At 44.8% G+C, this 17,638-nt stretch carries 12 protein-coding genes; 5 read left to right on the top strand and 7 right to left on the bottom strand.

The genetic code is table 11. From position 1 onward, the window contains the following. Nucleotides 1–46: 46 nt before the first annotated feature. On the top strand, nucleotides 47–1,315 hold the full coding sequence (locus FPZ44_RS00965; protein ID WP_144986557.1) for a beta-propeller fold lactonase family protein: 1,269 nt from the start codon (nucleotides 47–49) through the stop codon (nucleotides 1,313–1,315). Nucleotides 1,316–1,388: 73 nt separating this feature from the next. Here the strand turns inward: FPZ44_RS00965 and FPZ44_RS00960 are convergent, their stop codons facing one another. Beyond that, a complete protein-coding gene (locus FPZ44_RS00960; protein ID WP_144986555.1) occupies nucleotides 1,389–2,258 on the bottom strand; it encodes a GRP family sugar transporter in 870 nt (289 codons plus the stop codon). Nucleotides 2,259–2,989: 731 nt separating this feature from the next. Continuing rightward, nucleotides 2,990–4,612: an ABC-F family ATP-binding cassette domain-containing protein gene (locus FPZ44_RS00955; protein ID WP_144986553.1), complete on the bottom strand. Its 1,623-nt coding sequence runs from the start codon at nucleotides 4,610–4,612 to the stop codon at nucleotides 2,990–2,992. A 644-nt stretch (nucleotides 4,613–5,256) separates the two neighbouring features. Here FPZ44_RS00955 and rsgA point away from each other — a divergent pair. Then, nucleotides 5,257–6,663 carry a ribosome small subunit-dependent GTPase A gene (gene rsgA / locus FPZ44_RS00950; RefSeq protein ID WP_261378159.1) on the top strand — a complete coding sequence of 469 codons (1,407 nt, stop codon included), beginning with the start codon at nucleotides 5,257–5,259 and terminating at the stop codon, nucleotides 6,661–6,663. A gap of 345 nt (nucleotides 6,664–7,008) precedes the next feature. Here the strand turns inward: rsgA and FPZ44_RS00945 are convergent, their stop codons facing one another. Further along, complete coding sequence (locus FPZ44_RS00945; RefSeq protein WP_144986549.1) at nucleotides 7,009–8,082, bottom strand: MBL fold metallo-hydrolase; 1,074 nt, start codon at nucleotides 8,080–8,082, stop codon at nucleotides 7,009–7,011. A gap of 265 nt (nucleotides 8,083–8,347) precedes the next feature. On the opposite strand from FPZ44_RS00945, the gene FPZ44_RS00940 reads away from it, so the two are divergent. Next, entirely contained in the window at nucleotides 8,348–9,478 is a 1,131-nt protein-coding gene (locus tag FPZ44_RS00940) for a virulence factor (RefSeq protein WP_144986547.1), read from the top strand. 446 nt (nucleotides 9,479–9,924) lie between these two features. On the opposite strand, the gene FPZ44_RS00935 is transcribed toward FPZ44_RS00940, so the two are convergent. The 4 genes from FPZ44_RS00935 to FPZ44_RS00920 all read right to left on the bottom strand — a co-directional run bounded on the left by FPZ44_RS00935 (nucleotide 9,925) and on the right by FPZ44_RS00920 (nucleotide 15,339). Beyond that, nucleotides 9,925–11,898: a methyl-accepting chemotaxis protein gene (locus FPZ44_RS00935; RefSeq protein WP_186785865.1), complete on the bottom strand. Its 1,974-nt coding sequence runs from the start codon at nucleotides 11,896–11,898 to the stop codon at nucleotides 9,925–9,927. A 187-nt stretch (nucleotides 11,899–12,085) separates the two neighbouring features. Next, nucleotides 12,086–13,219 (bottom strand): ABC transporter permease, encoded by a 1,134-nt coding sequence (locus FPZ44_RS00930; RefSeq protein ID WP_144986544.1) that lies wholly within the window; start codon nucleotides 13,217–13,219, stop codon nucleotides 12,086–12,088. Next, a complete protein-coding gene (locus tag FPZ44_RS00925) occupies nucleotides 13,216–14,379 on the bottom strand; it encodes an ABC transporter permease (RefSeq protein ID WP_144986542.1) in 1,164 nt (387 codons plus the stop codon). Before FPZ44_RS00925 ends, FPZ44_RS00930 begins: the two co-directional genes overlap by 4 nt. A 12-nt stretch (nucleotides 14,380–14,391) precedes the next feature. Continuing rightward, nucleotides 14,392–15,339 (bottom strand): ABC transporter ATP-binding protein, encoded by a 948-nt coding sequence (locus FPZ44_RS00920; RefSeq protein WP_144986540.1) that lies wholly within the window; start codon nucleotides 15,337–15,339, stop codon nucleotides 14,392–14,394. A gap of 187 nt (nucleotides 15,340–15,526) precedes the next feature. On the opposite strand from FPZ44_RS00920, the gene FPZ44_RS00915 reads away from it, so the two are divergent. Both FPZ44_RS00915 and FPZ44_RS00910 read left to right on the top strand, forming a co-directional pair. Further along, nucleotides 15,527–16,681 carry a sensor histidine kinase gene (locus FPZ44_RS00915; RefSeq protein WP_144986538.1) on the top strand — a complete coding sequence of 385 codons (1,155 nt, stop codon included), beginning with the start codon at nucleotides 15,527–15,529 and terminating at the stop codon, nucleotides 16,679–16,681. A gap of 116 nt (nucleotides 16,682–16,797) precedes the next feature. Next, nucleotides 16,798–17,484, top strand: a complete 687-nt coding sequence (locus FPZ44_RS00910) for a response regulator transcription factor (protein WP_144986536.1) — start codon at nucleotides 16,798–16,800, stop codon at nucleotides 17,482–17,484. The last annotated feature ends 154 nt before the right edge of the window (nucleotides 17,485–17,638 follow it).

Below are 17,638 nucleotides of genomic sequence, written 5' to 3'. Positions count from 1 at the left end.
TCATACAACAAAAATTAATGTTACAGAAAAAGGAAGTGATGAGTGTATGCCTCTATACGATTCGGGACCAATAGATAACAGTCAGACAGGAAGAGCTGCTTTTGCAGAGGTCAGTGCTGTTAATGCAGGCCTTTTTCCTACAAATGTGAGCATACAGCTGTATGAACTACCTCCACTCGTATTCGGTACGCAGACCAACAATCTACTTTTTACAAGCTTGTTTCACCTCCAACCTAGAGGTAACCCAAACAACACTTTATCTTCCGGGCTCGTCGCGTTAGGCAGTGCCTTCGGGGTAAGGGTCATTAGCAGTGGACCTGGGGAAGATGATATCGCCGTTCATGTCACGCTATATAATGCGGGCAGCGACATCATTCGTACACTTAACGTCCCTGCTACAGCTCCTACTCCCTTGTTCGCATACGTTTCCACTGCTTCAGCTAGGGTCACGATTATTGATACCTCTACTAATCAAGTCGTGCAATCGTTAACGACTGATCCAACAATAGCTTCTGCCTCCACCTCTACGCCAGATGGAACACGTCTGTATGTAGCTGTTCAAGGTTCAAACGTGGTCGATGTATTTGATACGACGACCAGTACGTTGATTACATCGGTTCCAACCGGAGGCCTTCCCCAAAGCGTATTAATGAGACCTGATGGTCTCCAGGTCTATTCGGCAAATGCGATGTCAAACAATGTTGTCGTGATCGATGTCGATACGAATACTCCAATAGGCGCTCCAATCCCAACTGGAATTAACCCATTTGCATTAGCTTTTTCTTTACCTATGAGCAAAGCTTACGTGACTGATTTCAGCGGACCTAGCATCACCGTAATTAACACAAATACGCTGTCTGTCCTCACAACAATACCGCTTGTTGCTAGTCCATTCAACATCGCCGCCACGCCAGATGGCAGCAAAGTGTTCGCCTGCCTGAATACAAATAATGTTGTTGTCATAGACACAGCTACTGACTCTATCATTACCACAATAAACTTGTCCCCAAGTACGGGGGTATTTGATATTGCGATTACACCAGATGGTACGAAGGCCTATGTAACTGCAAGTACAACAAACGAAATTCGAGTCATTAATACGATCACGAATGCTGTTATTAACAATGCAACGATCCCGCTAGGTAACGGTCCACGATCTATTGCCATTACACCAGATGGTAAAAAAGCCTATATCACTACGTTTTCAGAAAATGTTGTGCAAGTTATCGATCTGAAGGCAAATACAAACATAGCTACCATTATCGTGGACACCACGCCAAACGACATATCTATTGCTCCTAATCTGTTATTTTAATAGGGAATAAAAAAAAGAGGTTCTCTCCGTCCATTAAGACGAAAGAGAACCTCTCTGTTATATATTGCTGTTTCTATTCCTTTGTAAATCCGATCATAACGCCGCCTACTACGATAAGCAGACAACCAATAATAACGAATACCATTTGACGCTTGGACTTCCGCTCATTCAGCAAGAAGATACCACCTAAAGTAGAAATAATCGTACCCGTTTGTGATAAAGAGAAGCTTGTTGCTACGCCGATAAGCGGGATCGATAGTAGTAATGCAAGGTTACCAGCTCCCCACCAAGCACCTGTAAGGATGTTGCGGAATGTGTATTTGTTAAATGGCTTATGCTTCAACGTCAAGAGCAAACCACCAAGTACCATACCAATCGCCTGCGGCAAAATGGCTGCCCAACCGTCTACTTCGAACCAACGAAGAATAATGACATAACCAACGAACCCGACTGTGGAGATAACCAGATGCACAATTCCTTTTTGCATATGACTACCGCCGCTCATTTGCGTACCTTGATTATTCGCTTGCTTGTCCTCCATTACAGTAAATACAACACCGATAATAAGAAGGACAATCGCAATAATTCCTAGAATGACGGAAGTTGTCGTCGACCATTCACCGAACACAATAACGCCGAACAATGTCGTTACAACCAACTGCATCCCTGTCGAAATTGGAACGGTACGAGATACGCCTAAATATTGAACCGCAGAGAACTGATTGTACTGACCAAGCGCCCAACATACACCAGAAATAATACCAGCAGTCCATATCGTTGTGGACAATTCAGGCTGCTTAAATAGATAAATTCCAATCGCAAACAATAGAGCACCAAATGTCATACCGACGAGTTGGTGATGCGCTTTTCCTCCAAGTTTGGAGCTAACAAGCAATAAGGTTCCCCAGAATAACGCAGGGACAAGAGCCAATAAAATATCCATGTCCAAATTCCCTTCTATCGCTACCACGAACTAATCATTATTTATTTATATAAACCAATTTATATAAACCAAAAATCATTTCTTAGCTATAATCCCGAATCTAGAAACACGATAATGCAACGATTCCTACATATGGGCCGCATCATCCTTAAGGATAGTGTAAACATCGCCCAGCAATTATAATCATCGGACACAGCATCGTGCGGCATATTTCCCCCATCCACCTCGCTAATGAGCGTAGTTGAGCTTATTTCTGCAGAAATGTCCATTTTAAAAATGTAACGGTCATACGGGAGCTTATATTAGCAATATTGATGAATAACATTGCTCCAAAGAGCCAATAAGCTCACTGTCATCCTTTAAATATTAAAAAAGGGACATGCAACCTCAATAACCGCTATGACAACCATTAAGACATTTGATCCTGCCGAAAAATCAAAAAAACAAGAGCATCGAGTTCAATTATCACCATGGACGCTGACTTATTGTTTGTACAGCAGTCTTCTTAAATAGTGTAAATTTATTGTGTTATCGATAACACAAACGGAATGAAGCAACAAAAAGACGCCCCTGCTTCGACTTGCCTTGAAGCGGAGCGTCTTCCTTAAGAAATCAATCTGCTACACTTGCTTGAGCCACTGCATGTATTGCCGCTTACTGCTGTATTACCACTAAGCTATATTTGTTAGCTTCGAGATAAAGAGTAGAAATTCATGAACTACTGCGAACTTCTATTCTGCTGCGTAAAATTTCTTACGCAGTTCTTTAATCTCGTCGCTTTCAAGGTATTCGTCATAAGACATTACACGGTCGATAACACCGTTCGGCGTAATCTCAATGATACGGTTCGCGATCGTTTGCATGAACTGATGGTCATGAGACGTGAACAGCATCGTACCATCGAAGTCGATAAGTCCATTGTTGAGCGCTGTAATGGATTCGAGATCCAAGTGGTTCGTTGGCTCATCCAACAGAAGCACGTTTGCACCCGTCATCATCATTTTGGACAACATACAACGAACTTTTTCTCCCCCGGACAATACGCTTGCTTTCTTCAACGCTTCTTCACCAGAGAATAGCATGCGACCTAGGAATCCGCGCAAGAATGTTTCGTCTTGGTCTTTGGAATACTGACGAAGCCAATCTACCAATGAGTCATTAACGCCTTCGAAGTAAGCAGAGTTATCTTTCGGGAAATATGCTTGAGATGTTGTAATTCCCCAACTGAACGTACCTGCATCAGCTTCAACTTCACCCATAAGGATTTGCATCAAAGTCGATTTGATCAAACCGTTAGGTCCAACAAGCGCGATTTTGTCACCTTTGTTTACAATAAGATGCAAGTTCTCGAACAATTTCTCGCCATCAACCGTCTTGGACAAACCTTCGATCGTCAATAGCTGTTTACCAGCTTCACGGTCAGACTTGAAGTTGATGAACGGATATTTACGGTTCGAAGGACGAATGTCGTCAAGCGTAATCTTGTCGAGCATTTTCTTACGAGAAGTTGCTTGCTTGGACTTGGACGCATTCGCGCTAAAGCGCTGGATGAATGCCTGCAATTCCTTGATCTTCTCTTCCTTCTTCTTATTCTGGTCGCGCATCATCGTCTGTGCCAATTGGCTGGACTCGTACCAGAAGTCATAGTTACCCGAATAAAGCTGGATCTTACCGAAGTCAATATCAGCAATATGCGTACATACTTTGTTCAAGAAGTGACGGTCATGAGATACCACAACAACGGTTCCTTCATAATCCATCAAGAAGCTCTCCAACCACTTAATCGATTCAAGATCCAAGTGGTTCGTCGGCTCATCAAGAAGCAAGATGTTCGGACGACCGAACAAGGCTTGCGCTAAGAGAACGCGAACTTTCTCGCTGCCATCAATCTCAGACATGAGCTTGTCATGCCAGTCTTTTGAAATGCCAAGACCGATCAACATCTCTGCTGCGTCAGACTCTGCTTCCCAACCGTTAAGCTCTGCGAATTCGCCTTCCAACTCACCCGCACGCATCCCGTCTTCTTCAGTGAAGTCTGTCTTTGCATACAATGCATCTTTCTCTTTCATAATCGAGTAAAGACGCTCGTGTCCCATCATAACTGTATCAAGCACTTTGAACTCATCATACGCATAATGATCCTGCTTCAATACAGATAAACGATCGCTTGACGCAATATGCACATCGCCGCTGTTTGGTTCAATTTCACCTGACAATATTTTTAAAAAGGTCGATTTGCCCGCTCCATTAGCACCGATAAGCCCGTAGCAGTTGCCCGGTGTGAACTTAATATTCACGTCTTCGAACAATGCGCGCTTGCCGTAACGAAGCGTAACGCCTGTTGTATTAATCATCGTTAAACCGTCCCCTATTCCTAATAGTATTAAGCGAACATTATAACACATTTAAGTGAAAAAAGCATGAAACCAAATAGAAACAAAATGAATGCCAAATATTGATTACAATTGTTGTTCCTCATCAAGGATATGACGTGCAGCTATAGGCGAAAGTACTCCTTGCTGGTATTCAGCCAAGCAAAGATGCGAAGCATATGAATAGCGCTTCTGCCTGCATAAATGTGCTCTAGTAAGAATGAGCACATTTCTCGTCGTTCATGAACGCGGTAAAAGGTTCCTATGTACATATTGATGACCATATGTGCTTGTAAGTATGCAATTAGCATACACATCTTTCCAACTTATTTTTCAAAAGCTATAATAAAAGTATCAAACAAGAAAGTGAGTGATGTTATATGAGAACTGTTGTTAATATGAGGGAGATTCCGTTGGCCCCTTAGCACTTCGTGCAACCGATATCGTGACACTTTCTTGATAATAAGAACAAGGATTGTTGTCATACCAAACCTAATTGTTTGAATACGTGCTGCACGTAAAGGAAAAGAAAGACTACCGCTAAGGCGTATCCAAGCGGGATTCTCCCATTTACTTGTGTCGTTTTGTCACTTATGTCTAATCCAACACACAAAGGGAGAATCACATTGAACGAATTTAATTTTAAGACGAATGATTCACACAAAAAGGAAACAAGTCATACAAACGAGCATAACAAAAACAATTCGAATATTTCACAATTTGAAAATATAGGCCATGCAAATGATCGCGCGCCAGATGCTGTAGGTACAGCAGACGACAATGCGTCGCTGTTGTCGGATATAGACATTGATGATGCACTGCTCGTAGAGGTCAATGCATCTTCGCTAGCTGGAACGTTGGCTGACAGCGATGCAGCGGGGGACGCGACAGAAGCGGTTAATTACACGCTTGAAGCGCTTGGTTGGGACGAATCTTGGGACGCAGCATGGCGTGCCTGGGAGGAGTCCGTGCCCGAAGCGGTGCATCGCCGCTACGGGGAAGCTTGGGTACCGGCGCGCGTGGCGCAGTCGCACAAGCGCCTGTACCGGGTGATCGGCGCCGGCGGCGAATGGCTCGCCGAGCCGTCAGGGCAAGCGCGGGCGAGCATGCTGACGCCCGCGGACTGGCCAGCGGTGGGCGACTGGGTTGCCGTCGTCCCACGGCCGGCCGATGGCCGCGCTGTGCTCGTAGGCGTGCTGCCGCGGCGCACGCGCTTCGCGCGAAAAGTCGCGGGCTCGCGGTCCGACGCGCAGGTCGTCGCGGCCAATGCCAATACGGCCTTGCTCGTCACTTCGATGACGAGCGACTTCGAGCCGCGGCGGCTGGAGCGCTATGCCGCGCTTGCATACGACAGCGGGACTATGCCAGCTGTCGTGCTCACCAAAGCCGACGCAGTCGCTGACGCTGCGGAGGAATCCGCCTTCGTCGCGCAGGCGATGCAGGCAGTGCCTGGAGCCGACGTATTCACTGTGTCGGCTCAAAACGGCACAGGCATGGACCGCCTGCTTGCCTATCTCGCCCCCGGCTCTACCGTCGTACTCGTCGGTTCCTCCGGGGTGGGCAAATCCACACTCGCGAACGCCCTCACGGGTTCCACGAGAATGGCAACGCAAGCTGTACGTGAAGACGACAATCGAGGCCGTCATACGACGACACATCGTGAGCTAATGGCCCTTCCTAACGGAGCCTGGCTTATTGATACGCCTGGCATGCGTGAGGTTGGACTCACTACAGGAACAGATGAAGAGTCGGGTCTTGGCATCTCACATACGTTTCAAGATGTTGAATCATTTGCTGAGCAATGCCGCTACCGCGACTGTCGTCATGAGCGGGAACCTGGCTGTGCAATCCTTGCTGCCATTGAAACAGGCGAGTTGGAATCCAACCGCCTGCAGGCTTATCGCAAGCTCCAGCGTGAGTTGGCTTATGCAGATCGTCGTGAAAAAGAACAAGCGAAGCGGGTCATGAATGAAGCAGCGAAGAAGCTCTCAAAATATGCCAAATCAGCGCAACGCAGCAACCCTAAACGCTAATATGCAACGTTACAAGATCATGGCATGAGTATCATCCATCAACAGCTGACTCTGTCGATGCGTTGGAAACTTAGATCTTAAGCTACACAAAGTATTAACCATCTGACACGAACAAACAGGGCTATCCTTAACAGCTAGAAATATCTAGCCGCCATAGGATAGCCCTGTTCATTTAAGACGCTGCATATCTATACGAGACACATACGACTCACTTCTTCAATCTATTCAGCACTCATAAAATTATCGTACTTCCACAAACTGAGCATGTAACACTTCGTTTCGTATTTAAACACTATAACTTATTCTGTCCGGGCGACAAACTACTTTTCACAGGGCTTCTTTTTTCTACTCTTCATTGCCTGATAGAACCGGTAACTCTTGTCCCTCCCACGTATCACCAAGCACAAGCAGGCGCACGCGTTCAGGCTCAATACCTATACGTTCTCGCTCTGCCATCAAACGATCAATCGCTTCTTTTGGCGTATCATCCGCCAATTTGAAAGCACCGTAATGCATCGGTATCATCAGCTTAGCACGAACATCCACAAAGGCTTGCAGAGCTTCTTCAGGATTCACATGCTGTGCGCTCATAAACCATTCAGGCTCATAAGCGCCAATCGGCATCAAGGTTACATCAATATCGAACCGTTCTCCAATCTCCTTAAAGCCACGGAAGTAGCCACTGTCCCCAGCAAAGTAGATCGTGCTTACATCATCTACATGCTCCACAGTGTCTTTATAGCTTTTCGCCTTCTCCAACGCTTCCTCTGATTCGTCTAGATTGAAATTTGGTTCAATCTCATCCACATGCGACCCGATGCGTTCCAGCACATACCCACCCCAGTGCGAGCGATTCATATCGGTCAAAGAGCGCCTCGTCCAATGTTGAGCAGGCACGAATGTTACAGTAACTTGATCAACTTGAATCGATTCCCACCACTGCAGCTCCACAATATTTCGGAAGCCTTTCCGAGCCAACTTCCCTTTTAAGCCAGCAGGAACAATAATAATCGTTTGCTCTCTCACCAACTGGCGAAGAGATACAACATGCAAATGGTCATAATGGGAATGAGAAATCAACACGACATCCAGTTCCGGCATATCCTGTATCGGAATTCCTGGGGGACTCAACCTTTTTTCCAACGCCATTTTCATCGCCCATACCGGATCAGTAACGATATTAAGTCCACCTATTTGCAATAAAAATGTGGAATGGCCAATCCAAGTAATCGTCGTATTCGATCGATTTTCTTTCAATGCGGCCAAATTAGGCTCCACATGAGGAATGACGTAGGAATAGTCCTTCTTGCGGAGACGCAGACGACGCTCCGAACGCCAACGCTTGAACTGCTTCCACGTCTTCTCGGTCATAACGTTATCCATATTATGATATTTCCGAACTGTTCTAGAGCGTAACATGCCTTCACCTCGCCGTTTTTTATATTAAAAATAATTTTCTACCACGCACTAGCGCTCCATGTTTTCATCATTAAAATAAGCATACTCATTATAAAATAACAATGATTATTGCTATATCGTATCATGTGAGGAAGGTCATTTCCAACGGCACTCCAATTATGCTTGTTAAGTACGTTATACCCGTACTTCGTTTACTTGATTCATTGTAGGCTCACACTCATTCATGTACAATAAATGTACTCGTATCAACCAAGGAGGATCATAGATGAAACTCATTCGTATCGAACCTACACCAAGTCCAAATAGTATGAAGCTTGACTTGGACGAGCGACTGGACGAAGGCGTTAGACGTACGTATACGCCCGAGCACAAACAAAATGCGCCTCGTTTGATTCAACAATTATTAGAAATCGACGGCGTAAAGAGCCTATTCCATACCGCTGACTTTATTGCGCTCGATCGCAAGCCAAGTCACGATTGGGCTGTTATCTTACGTCAAGTTCAAGATATATTTGGCTGGTCTCAAGAGCAAGGTTCTGGATCTGAAGAAGAGCCTGGAAACTATAGCTTCGGAGAGGCACATGTATATGTGCAATATTTCCGTGGCATCCCGATGCAAATTCGTGTCCAAGCAGGCGGGCAAGAAGAGCGCATCGGTCTTAGCGAACGATTCGTGAAGGCTGTCCAAGAAGTTGCCAGCGCAACATTGATCAAAGAGCGCAAGCTTAGCGAATATGGTACTCGCTACGGTGACCTTCCGACGATTGCACGTGAGGTTGAGCAGGAGCTCGAAGCAACCTTTACCGATGAGCGACTTCAATCTGTCATCAAGCAGGCCATCGAGTCGAAGCAATCCAACGAACCATTCGTGGAGGAGCGCATTGCTTGGGATCAAGCTGCGATCGAAGTTGGACTTCAAGATAGCGATTGGCGCAAGCGTTATGCAGCACTGGAGCAGTTGGAGCCAGAAGAAGCTAACCTGCCGCTGCTGGAGAAATTGATCGAAGATGACCACAGCCAAATTCGCCGCCAAGTTGTCGTATATCTTGGGGAGATTAAGACAGCCGAAGTTATGCCGTTGTTGATTCACGCGCTAAAAGATTCTTCCGTCAGCGTCAGACGGACAGCTGGCGATACGCTCTCTGATATCGGCGATGTTCAAGCGATGGAACCGATGATTACAGCGTTGAAAGATAAGAATAAGCTTGTACGTTGGCGTGCTGCCCGCTACTTGTACGATCTCGGAGATGAACGAGCTGTACAAGCTTTAACGGATGCAATGGAAGATTCTGAATTTGAGGTTGCCCTTCAATCCCGTATGGCGTTGGAACGCATCCAATCGGGTGAAGAAGCTGCAGGTACGGTATGGCAGCAAATGACGCGTGCTCGTGATTAATCTTACTTAACCATTTTTTATTGAAACAAATAATTAACATACCGCATAATGAAATAACGAAGCTGACGACGATACTCAACCGACGTCAGCTTTTTTCATCCCCTAATTACTTTTCAACCCCTAACCTATAGAGGTGATACAAGATGATCAAAGCTCGTATTTGGCTTGTATTTATATGTGGATTTTCAGGACTATTTCTAAGTATCTACCAACTTATTCGTACCATTAATAACGATGACTCTTTCACATTGCCCATCATAAACATCATTCTATGGATCGCCTACATCATATCTATGTATTACAGCATAAAAACAAAAAAGCACCCTTAGTTTTGGTCATGGATTAGCATAGGATAGCCCTATGTCCATATCTAAGGGTGCGCACCACTTTACTTAAGGAGCTCTACAGGTTACTAGCCTGTTCTTCAAATATATCCATCGCTATCCTTACGACTCCAACTTATAGCGACTAGTAACCTGCTGCAAGTCATCTGCAATAGAAGCCAAATGATTGGCAGAAGCAGCAATATCCTGCATCGCTGCATTTTGCTGTTCGCTTACCGCAGCCAACGTCTCAATCTCTGCAGCTACTTTTTCAGTTACTTCAAGTGATTCATCGAAGGATTGTATCATTTCACTGTTCGTGTGTGCCAAGTCTTCGCTTACCGCAGCTGCATTCGTTAATTGCTCGCTAACGGTCTGTATCACTTCAAACATCTCCGTCATGCGCTCCGTAAGCGAATTCGTCAGCTGTCTGCCGCTGTTAACAGACTCTGTTCCTTCGACCATCGCTTGTGCGACAGCGTCCGTCCGAGTGCCAACCTCTTCGATCAGAGCCGTAATTTGTTCCGTCGCCTGCTGAGCTTGTCCTGCTAATTTACGAACTTCATTCGCCACGACCGCAAAGCCTCTTCCTTGTTCACCTGCATGTGCAGCTTCAATCGCTGCATTCAAAGCAAGCAGGTGGATTTGCTGAGACAAGTTCTGTATGAATCCAACGATTGTTTGTATATCTTTGGACTTCTCCTGCAGTGCATCCGTTTCCGTCTGAACTTGTTGCGTGTGCTCCATAATCGTTGACATCTGTTCATTCACACCACGTAAGGAACGTTCTCCTTCTACTGCCCAAGATTGAATCTGATTCGCATTGGCAGCAGAATTTTGTACGAGTTCGACGACATTCCGCAGCTTACCGTCGGCTTGAGCTGCCATCTCGTTAACACCTGACAACTCGATTTTCATACTATCAGAACGGTTGTTAATCTCTTCGTATGAAGCAGCTACTTGTTGGAGCGATGCTACATTCTCCTCCGAGTTCGCTGACAATTGCTCCGAAGAAGCTGCTAATGTATTCGCTGTATCTCTAAGCTCTCGCATGACACTTGCCAGTGATAGCGCCATCGTATTGAATTGGCTTTCCAGCATCCCAATCTCATCTTTCCGCTGGCTAGTCGTCACCCGTACATCCAGCTCACCCTCAGCGATTCGCTTTGACATTTGCTGAAGACGAATAATAGGCAGCAGAATCGATTTAATAAAGGCAATTACGCCAATTGATATAAACAGTAAAATGAGTCCTAGGTAAAGAAGCGCTTCACGATACAATTGATTCTGTACCTGCTTAATCTCCCCTTCATCCATTACACCAACGACATTAAGCTTCAACTTATTATCGCGATTGAAGGAAATAAACATTTCAGCCTTCTCACTGTTCAACATTAGTTCTCCTTGCGAAGACATCCGCAGAGCAGCATACTCTTCTCCTTCCAGTATCGAACCTGGTGGATAATCAGGATGTACAATAACTTGATTGAATTCATCCAAAAGTGCAATATAACCATTTTCGCCAATCTTAAAGCTCGAAGCCATCTCTGCCAATCGCAGTGTATTTACATCCAGCCCCATTACCCCGCTGCCATCACTCAATGTGCGTGAGAACGTAATGACCATTCTTCCTTCACTGTCCTTTCGGACTTTGGAAGTAATAATCTTGCCAGGCTGAGCTAACGCTTCGGTGTACCATGGCTGTTTATCAACACTTTCAGTTCCTTGTACACCATCACTATGATGCAGCTTCCCATCGAGCACCACATAGGATGCAAGAATTTTATCGGTGTCCTTATCCATAGTAGTCAATCGAAATTGCAATTGAGCATCATTCGTCTGGATATCCGGCAATGATTTCTCCAAAGCTTGGAAAGCAAATACATAGTCATCGTACATTGCGTTAATGGATTCCGTCATCGTTCGGGACATTTTCGTAACTTGCGACTTCTGAGATTCAGATAATTCATTCGTGGCGCTGTTCGTAAGCATCCAGATAAGGCCAATAGTAGGTAGTAAAATAAGTGCGAAAATAACTACTGAAACTTTCTTCTTAAGTGAGTTGCGAAGTGTCCATGTGCGTAGATTGAGTTTCAAGGCCCTTACCCCTTTGTCTCCGATTAATAATTCCATAGATGCCCATACTTTATATATCGGTTATTCGACAAAAACGTGTAGAAGACCTTTCCATTAAATTTACAATATGTAACACTTTATTCTTGTTTTCATCTTACTGGTACAACGTTATTTATTCTCTATATTTTGAATGCCAATTAATAAGCAGCTAACCCTCACGTGCAGCCGGACGGAACGTAGATACACCCACTCCAAGAAAAATAATCGTGAACAATAGTAAAATACCTATCGGCAGCAGGATAGCCTCCAGAGCAGCTCCCGATTCCAGCTTATCGATGGCATCCAGCACCCAACGCTGAGGGACGTAATAGGATATCCGCTGCATATACGGCTCCATAATATAAACCGGCCAAAAGCATCCACCAATCATACAAGTCGGAACGATAATTCCATACCCGACCTGTGTGAACCGCTTCATATCCGTTAAGAAGGCGCTAACCATACAAAGAGCCCCAAGTATCGCTAACAAATACAATTCCAATAACAAAAATTGTGCTCCAATCGAAGAAGTAATTCGAGATCCTAAAGCTATATGAACAATACCTAATACAATGGATATTTGTATCGTTCCGTTCGCAAATGCCCCTATGAAATAACCGAAAGATATTTCTGCATTCCTTACAGGTGCTGCATAGGCACGAAGCATCGTACGATTGTGCCGATCTTCGATCATGACGCTAACCGCTTGGAGGGCATTCATAAAAATAAACATAAGGAAGATGCCCATAGCCATCCTCATGGAGACGGAAGAAGCAGACTTGCTAGATTGAATGTCTAAAACAGGTCTTTCCTGTAAATATTGTTCATACAGCTTCTCCATATGGTCTGGAGCTAGCTTCTCGCCTTTTTCCAACCGTTCTGTATCAGATAAGAAAAGCTGCTGCTCTTGCACAAACTGTTCTGCAGCCAGCTTTACAAGTGCGGACTGCTCGCTCAAACTTTTTTGGTACATATCGACTTGTGGAGTTGCTCCACCAGTAAGGGATTCACTGTAGGCAGCAGGAATAAATATACCGAAGCCTGATTTCTCGGCACTTTGCTTCATCTCCGTATGATTGGCTGCTAATACAACCTCAAATCGTTCATCCAATTGATTTTTCAATTGTTTGGACCATACAGACTGGTCTTCGTCGTACCAGACAACGACAGGAACAACACTCGTTATCGTTGTAACCATCATAAACACTACGACTACAGTCGGCAGAACGAAGGTGAGCCACCATGCGCGTTTATTCACTAAAATTCGATGGATGTAGAACTGTGCAATTTTTAGCGCATTCATCGTACTACCGCCTTTCGCACGAATATAAGAGAAAGCGTACAGAGCACAAATGCGATCACCGCCAAAATGAGCAAGCCGAGCCACATTTCATTCCAGCTCTCACCCTTCATCACACCAGTCAACAACTCCATTCCCCAATACGAAATCGTGAAGCTGCCCACACTTTGTTGTACGGCCGGTATCGCAAAAAATCCTCCACTAACTGCCGTCATAAATACAATGACCGTTTCAATAAATGTCTTCATTGCTTGCTGAGACTTGAACCAAGTTGCCGCGATTAAACCCAAGCTCAGAGAGCAGACCAGCACTAGGGCGCATACACCAAACGTTACAAATAGGTTATAGCCCCAATCCACTCCATATACAAATGAGGAAAATCCAATAATAAATACAGACTGAAGCATACCAAATAGGAAATGGCCCAGCATTCTACCACCTACGAAATCAACCATGCGTATGGGTGATGCTAGTGTGCGATGCAGCGTTTGATTTAAACGGTCATGATACAAGGACTCGGCGAGTCCCCGCCCCGTATACAATGAAAACATGACCAGCATCGCTACAGCATAATACTGAATGGCGGAAACCATTTTTGTATTAGATGAATTCACCTTGACGATTTCGCTCTCTTCAGTTGGAGAAGCAACCGCTTCTACCGCCCTGACTTCTTCCAGTTTGGCAGGATCAACCCCACGCTTCATAGCGGCTATCGTTTTGCCTACCTCTGCATTAAAAGAATCGATCAGCGTTTCCATCGTTAGATTGGTGATTGTAAGCGTACCTTGAACGCCTGTAATCGAAATTGGCTCTGACCCCTGCGAGGGAGATGGTACGATAACACCATACTCAATGATCTGATTTTTTACATCACGACGCAGTTCGTCTTCCGTCTCATATCGCTTAAACACCGCAAACTCTTTCACTTTTTCATGTTCGATCCAATCATCGAACGCTTGCTGCAGCGGACTATTTTCGTCCACGACAACACCAGCGCTCACTTGTTCTACTTCAACATCCGATTGTTTGAACATATTCATCCCGGACAAGGAAGAACCAAGTACAAATATCAAGATTAGCGGCATAATGAAGATCACGAAAATAATGCTTTTTTGAGAAAAGTTCATTCGTATTTCATGAAGAGCAATTGTTAACCAACGCATCTGTATCTCCCCCTAGTCACGCAGCTGTCGCCCTGTCAGAGTAAGGAACAACGTCTCCAAACTTGGCTGCTCGCGCCTAATGGAGCGGACAGGAACAGCGTGTTTGCTTAGAATGAACAAAATATCCTGCAAGCTCTCTTCCCCATGCGGCAGCACTAATTCCAAGCATGTTCCCTGCTCTGTCACTTTAAGAACAGATGGATGACGCTTAAGCTCAAGCACAGCCTCTCTTACCTGCTGCTCAGAAGCGGAGAATATTTCGACCAACACTTTATCATCCGAGCCAATCTGCTGTCTCAGCTCTTCTTCTGTGCCCTGTGCTATAAGCCTGCCTTCGTTCATAATTCCGATACGTGTCGAGATCGCAGATACTTCCTCCATATAGTGACTTGTATATATAATCGTAGATCCGTCTTCATTCAATTTGCGGACGGACTCCAAAATATGATTGCGAGAATGCGGATCGATTCCTACTGTAGGCTCATCCATAATAATGATGCGCGGACGATGTGCAATGGCACAGGCAATGTTGAGTCGCCGCTTCATTCCACCTGAGAAAGAAGCTGGCTTATCATATTGCCGCTCTGTTAGTCCTACTCTAGCCAAAGCCTCATCTGTCTGCTCCTGAAGCTGTTTTCCTTTAAGCCCATACAATTTCCCAAAAAACAATACATTATCTCGCGCAGATATTTGCTCATACAGAGCTAGATCTTGGGGAACTAAGCCAAGATTGGCTTTCGTACGCAGCGGGGAGTTCTTAACGGAATGACCAGCTACCCAAATATCGCCTTGATCAATCGGAAGCAAGCCGACGATCATTTGGATCGTAGTACTTTTTCCCGCACCATTTGGACCGAGCAAGCCATAAATTTCTCCCTCTTCAAGCTGAAAGCTCAAATGATCTACGGCTACATGCTGATTAAATCGTTTTAGTATTTGGTCCACTTTTAATATGCTCAACGTCTACTCCCCCTGATCATGGCTATTATCACTACACGTTCATTTCATCGTACTTGAATTTAATATTACTTCGATTGCGATCTATGGGCAGGTCAAATTGGTCACTTTCTACACATGACTAAAGTCATAAGTTAAAAAGGAGTGCAGGCATATTCGTGGTATAATTAACCATGGAGGTGGGCGAACGGTGTTAAAACGTCACATAACGGTCCTCATTCAGTTCATACTTACCATCGTCACTTCGATCGCCGTACTCTACACCGATAACGGTTTCCGTTGGTTTAGTGATCAAGAAGAGTTCTTCTTCTATGTATTCCTCTATCTGGGCTTGTCCCAAATCAGGCAAATGTGGATACCGTCTCACTGGATAAAGCTTGGCTTTATGCTCGAACTTATTTATTCCTTATTTTTGATATATACGTTTTCTGCGCTGCTGGTCTTTCTGTTTATCGCCACATGGATCACGGCACCAAAGTCATGGCCCCCTGCCCTGTTAGCAAAAGGGTTTATCGTATCATGGATCGGACTGTTGGCTGCACTTATCGATTATTCGTGGACTGATATCATTCATTTCAATTTAATAGCTATAGTAATAGGGATTCTTCTATATGGCTTAAGACAGTACGAATGGGAAAAGCAGTATTTAGTGTTGCAAAATGATCAGCTGCGCCAGCAAATTTATGAACTGCAGCAGTCTAATCATGACATGATTCACTACGCGCGAGCTGTAGAGGAGATGAGTCAGGCTGAAGAACGAAGCCGGATCGCACATGACTTGCACGACGAGTTGGGTCATCAATTTATTCGTCTAAAAATGATGATGGATGCTTCCGTTGAAGTTTCTACAACGAATCAAGAACAAGCATTCAAACTGTTCATTGAAGTTCGCTCGCAATTGGCAGCATGTATGGAACTGATGCGTTCGACGGTGAAGAGGCTGAAGCCCTCCGATCATCGGCTTCATTCCTATTCATTAGAGCGACTGCAGCAGGAATATGCAAGTGCTAAGTTTCATGTCGATTATGAGGTGGAAGGCATACCTTATATGCTGTATCCCAGTGTTGAAATAGCCCTATATCGCAACGCTCGTGAAGCTTTGACGAATGCCATTCGCCATGGCGCTGCCTCTAAGGCATCCATTGTACTGCACTATGAGCACAACCAAGTCGTACTGCAAGTATCGAATAATGGACAGCTTCCGTTACAGCCTATTCAAAATGGGATCGGAATTAGAGGAATGCAAGACAGAGCCCATACATTGGGTGGACATATCGAGGTAATGTTAAAGCCTTTGTTTTGCATACAGACAAGACTCCCTATCCGCCATAAGTACATAGATTAATCGTTTCATTTTGAGAATGAGAACGAATGTAATGTTTACGCTGTTTCGATAAAGGAGCATACGCTGCTCTCATCACCATTAAAGCAAGAACAGCTAGATACTAGGGGGGTACAGTGATGAGTATTCGATTGATGATCTGCGATGATGACGTATTTATACGAGAAAGCTTGAAGCTAATCTGTCAGCTTCAGCCAGATTTTTCGGTCATCCATACTTGTGGAAGCGGCCACGAAGCAGCAGCCCTTGCAGCTGACGAGCCCGTTGATGTGGTGTTAATGGATATGCGTATGCCAGATGGAGATGGTGTGGAAGGAACCCGTCTCGTTAAGCAGCTATGTCCTGCTACAAAAGTACTTATTTTAACTACTTTTGATGATGAACAGCATATTATTGACGCGCTGCGGCATGGAGCGAGCGGCTATTTGCTTAAAAACAGCGACCCATCACGCCTCATGGAAGCGATACGTACCGTGCACAGCGGTTCGGTTCTTATGGATTCATCGGTTGCACTTAAACTCGCACATTTGTTACGTCATTCCAATAGTGGAACATCAGCGTCAGCATCTGCGCCACAGTCAGATGTTCCTGAACAACCCAAGTGGGAGTTATATCCGTTAAATACTTCTGAACAAGCTATCATCCAACATATTGCGAATGGCCTATCCAATCGAGAGATCGCCTCTACCCTGTTTTTAAGTGAAGGAACAATCAAAAATTATGTCACCGAAATACTAGCGAAGCTCGAGCTCCGCGACCGAACACAGCTAGCCATTTGGTACTGGAAGCAGCTAAGCCGCCAGTAAGCATGTACCTACTGAATGTGTGTATTTTGATGATCATGAAAATTTCAGTAAATATTTTCAATATTGCATCAACTGCTAGAATTGCTTTATACTACTGTTTATATTATTACTGTCATATCATTAAACAACAACATTATTTAAATCCTCATCAACT

It is taken from the genome of Paenibacillus agilis, assembly GCF_007786455.1.
Lineage (GTDB): Bacteria > Bacillota > Bacilli > Paenibacillales > Paenibacillaceae > Paenibacillus_B > Paenibacillus_B agilis.
The sequence above is the reverse complement of the archived record's forward strand: the minus strand, read 5'-3'. Positions and strand labels throughout refer to the sequence as shown.